We start from the raw sequence: 3,677 nt of genomic DNA on the forward strand, positions 1-3,677 counted from the left end.
GCTGGGAAGCTCCTCGGAACGCGCAGTTGGTACCGGTACAGACGGATACATGGATACTGTCCCCATTCTTTTGAGAATTGTTCATACAGGACCTCCCGATTATTTCTCGCCTTCCAGTATATGGGAGATATCCATCGGAATAAAGGCTTTTGGTTGAACCTGTTCGAAGCGGGCAGAATGGAGGATTTTGCAGAAAAAAATATCCGATTGGCGGCACCCATGCCGGCAATCGGACTTCCTTATTCTACTCTTTCAGCTCTTTCGACATCCGCTGATACTCCTCGCGGGTAATCTTGCCTTCGGCGTAGCGGCTGCGAAGAATTTCCAGGACATCGCTGGAACTGTCGGGGCCACTTCGGCGAGACCGTACGAGAGCGACTACAACAACTGCAATGACAACAAGTATCACGATAATCGCGATCCAGCTCCACCAATTGCCTGACCAGCCCATCATGCTACCGGGACCATAATCCCACATATTATATGGTGAGTTCAGGCTGCCATTCCAGTTGCGGTTCCAGCTTCCCATCATCCCCGGTCCCATAAAGCCATATCCTCCCATGCCGGGTCCCCACGTGTCGAGCTTCCCGCCGTTCTGGAGGTAATTGTAGGCAATCCAACGGTGGGTCGATGCGAGTTGCTCGGAGCCTTCTCCTCCCATCATCTCATCCATCCATTCGTGTCGCTCTTCATCGGCAATCATGAGACCCATGACCGCATCGCCCAGCTCCTCAAGCAGCGCCGGACGTATCAGGTCGGGATCGATGAGCGTGATGTTTGTCACGCCTTGATTCTGCTTGATTTCGTTAAGGATCACTTCGGCAGTTCTGCCGTGTCCTTCTTCCTGCGCCCAGAGTGTTGCTCCAACTAACAAGAACAGGACACTCAAAAATATAACGAATTTTCTTCTCATAATGTTTACTCCTCCGATCCTTCTTGATTGAGTTGATCCCTTCACAGCATATCCCGCTTATTGATCAGCCCAAGTACAATACTCAAAGTTGGTAAGATCCTTTTCAACGAAGGTCTTTCTTCATCTTCTCAAACAGTTCGCTATCGATCTCACCATTGGCATATCTGTTTTTAAGTAGTTCGATTGCCTCCAAACTGCCAGAATTGGACCTGTTCCGATATGAGAGATGCACCGCAATAAGTACGACGACCGTCACCCCGATGAGCAACAATCCGATCATCATTCCCCGGGACCACCAATCAACTCCGTACCATCCGTATCTACCGATACCCAGCCTACCCATATTGCCAAAACCACAATATAATCCGTGCATACCATTCCTCCATCATCAATTCGAGATGTCTTCTTTCATGCTGAGGTATTCCTCCCGTGAGAGGGTTCCTTGTGCATATCGCTTACTGAGCGCTTCGAGCGCCTCATCGTTTCCCTTACGAAAGGAATCATCCTTTCTGCCGAACATATCCGTTTTGAACAGCAGATACACAATCAAGAGAATCCCGAGGATTCCGAATATCATCATTTTTAGCCTCCCTCACCCCCGAGGGGGTGTATAGTCAATGTAAAGCAATGTCGCACACCTGCATAGTATTCCCCTGCATAGTATTCCCCTGCATTCTTTACCTGATCTTTACCGTTGCCCATTGCAGCGGCAAGGATGAGCGAGATCGGGAAAGGATCAACCTGTGTGCTTCGGTACTTTGAGCAACCGGGCGTTGATTGCAACCACCACCGTGGACAAGGTCATCAGGACGGCACCCACCTCCGGTTGCAGGATGAATCCGGTGAAATGCAGCACTCCCGCGGCGAGAGGAATGGCAAACACATTGTATGCCGTGGCCCACACCAGGTTCTGGATCATCTTGCTATAGGTGGCTTTTCCGAACCTGATGAGTGTCACGATGTCCTGTGGATTTGAATCCACCAACACGATATCGGCGGTGGACGCCGCCACATCGGTTCCCGACCCGATGGCAATCCCGACATCGGCTTGCGCCAGGGCAGGAGAATCATTCACGCCGTCTCCTGTCATCGCTACGAATGAGCCCTTCTTCTGCAGTTCCTTGATCTTCTGTTGCTTTTCATCGGGCAGCACCTCGGCGAAGTAGCCATTCATGCCCAATTCCTCGGAAACGGCACGGGCGGTCGCTTCGTTATCTCCGGTAAGCATCCAGCAGGCTATGCCCATTGATTGCAGCGTCTTGATGGCGCCATGGGACTCTGGACGCACCGTATCACTGAGGGTGATAGAGCCAATCAATCGCGTTTCCATCAGGACAAAAACACGGGTTACAGCCAGTTCATCTTTGGTGGAAGGGATGTCGATGCCAAGTTGACGTGCATGGGAGGGGCTGGTAACTAAAATTGCCGAACCATCTACTTTCCCGCCGATACCCTTTCCCTTGATTGCCGATACTTCGTCCACAGACGATAATTCAAAGCCTTGGGCGGTTGCGTGTCCAACGATGCTCTTCCCGATAGGATGCTCCGAGTGTACTTCAACAGACGCTGCCAATCGCAACACATCCTTTTTCGAATAGGTTCCCGTGTCGGTCGATGTTACATCAGTCACCGTGAAAGTACCCTTCGTGAGCGTGCCTGTCTTATCGAACACAATGGTATCGATCTTTCGCGCCTGCTCAAATGCCGTCCGATTGCGGATGAGCAATCCGTGTTGTGCGGACTTGGCCGTAGAGACGGAGACCACAAGCGGAATGGCCAATCCAAGTGCGTGGGGGCAGGTGATGATCATAACAGTGGCCATTCGTGTGATGGCGAACTGCAGGTCGTAGCCGACCAGCAGCCAGCTGACTAGGGTGGCAATTCCAATGGTGATTGCTGCTATGGTCAGGTAACGGGCTGCCCGGTCGCTCAACTTCTGTGTCTTTGATTTGACTTGTTGTGCCTCGCGGACCATGGTGATTATCTTCGACAGATATGCATGTTCTCCGACTCCATCAACCTTGATGGTGATGCTGGAATCACCATTGATCGACCCGCCAATGAGCCTGTCTCCCTTCTCGCGTCGGACCGGACGCGATTCCCCTGTGAGCATTGATTCATCGACATACCCGGCACCTTCGTGGATCCGGCCGTCGGCGGGAATTTTCTCCCCAGGTTTTACTATAAGGAGATCGCCATTCTCAACAAGACTGAGTGGTATGTCCTTGATTGTTTCCCCTTCTTTCCTGTGGGCTTCCGATGGCATGAGGCGGGCCAGTTTTTCCAATGCCGCCGATGCGCCTACGACGCTGGTCATTTCTATCCAGTGTCCCGCAAGCATGATGGCGATCAAGGTTGCAAGTTCCCAGTAGAAGGGCATCCCTGGAAGACCGAAGGTAACAGCAGTACTATATCCGTAGGCTACTGTGATAGCCATGCCTATTAGTGTCATCATCCCCGGAGATTTTTCCTTCAACTCCTTCACCAAACCGGAAAGGAAAGGCCAACCTCCTACGAAATACAGAATCGTAGCCAAAAGGAATACGACATAGTCTGCCCTCGGGAACGTCCATCCAAAACCAGTGAGGTCCTTGATCAACGGCGTAAGCGCAAGGATGGGTAACGTGAGTAACAAGCTGAAATAGAACCTGTTGCGAAAGTCCTTTATCATCATTCGATGGTGGTCCGCATGGTTGCCATGGTCCGAATGATTGCCATGGTCCGAATGATTGCCATGGTCCGAATGATTGCCATGGTCCGAATG

Annotated in this window: 4 protein-coding genes; all 4 read right to left on the reverse strand. The window is 51.5% G+C overall.

Annotation, left to right across the window (positions count from 1 at the left end; genetic code table 11):
• Nucleotides 1-244: 244 nt before the first annotated feature.
• Nucleotides 245-913, reverse strand: a complete 669-nt coding sequence (locus tag ACODJP_RS13360) for a hypothetical protein (RefSeq protein ID WP_422482338.1) — start codon at nucleotides 911-913, stop codon at nucleotides 245-247.
• Between the two features lie 103 nt (nucleotides 914-1,016).
• Nucleotides 1,017-1,286, reverse strand: a complete 270-nt coding sequence (locus ACODJP_RS13365) for an SHOCT domain-containing protein (protein ID WP_422482340.1) — start codon at nucleotides 1,284-1,286, stop codon at nucleotides 1,017-1,019.
• 15 nt (nucleotides 1,287-1,301) lie between these two features.
• Nucleotides 1,302-1,493, reverse strand: coding sequence for an SHOCT domain-containing protein (locus ACODJP_RS13370; protein WP_422482342.1), 192 nt, complete (start codon nucleotides 1,491-1,493; stop codon nucleotides 1,302-1,304).
• A gap of 156 nt (nucleotides 1,494-1,649) precedes the next feature.
• The gene (locus ACODJP_RS13375) at nucleotides 1,650-3,584 is read right to left on the reverse strand and encodes a copper-translocating P-type ATPase (protein WP_422482344.1); all 1,935 of its coding nucleotides are present in this window, start codon (nucleotides 3,582-3,584) and stop codon (nucleotides 1,650-1,652) included.
• Between the last annotated feature and the right edge of the window lie 93 nt (nucleotides 3,585-3,677).

The organism is Pleomorphochaeta sp. DL1XJH-081 (assembly GCF_049310885.1).
Lineage (GTDB): Bacteria > Spirochaetota > Spirochaetia > Sphaerochaetales > Sphaerochaetaceae > CAYZJV01.